General features: G+C 32.1%; 1 protein-coding gene. It reads left to right on the top strand.

Annotated elements, in window-relative coordinates; all coding sequences use genetic code 11:
• Nucleotides 1–25: 25 nt before the first annotated feature.
• A partial coding sequence (tscT, locus tag HMPREF2846_RS10415; RefSeq protein ID WP_070626598.1) for a type II toxin-antitoxin system toxin TscT occupies nucleotides 26–315 on the top strand: 290 nt, incomplete at its 3' end.

The following is a 315-nucleotide window of genomic DNA, read 5'->3' on the forward strand; positions in this document are numbered from 1 at the left end:
AAATATCGAAGTGGAGGACATTTAAATGAATTGGGAATTGAGAGAATTACTAAGTAAATTTGAGTTAGTTAAAGATAAGATTGATGATGTGCTAACCAAACATACGTGGTTTGTTGATGAAATTTATATCAGTAGAGATTTATACAACAAGAAGGATGTTGAAATATATGGATTTGGTTACTCAGAACATCGTATACACAATAATCAAATGCTTGATTTAATGCTGATGTATATTAAAGAATTCGACGAACTCATTCAAAAGTTCCATGAATTAGAAAAAGCGTCTCTCAATGGCGACCAAACCGAAAGAGACGC

Origin of the sequence: Staphylococcus sp. HMSC056G08, assembly GCF_001812305.1 — a bacterium.
Lineage (GTDB): Bacteria > Bacillota > Bacilli > Staphylococcales > Staphylococcaceae > Staphylococcus > Staphylococcus simulans.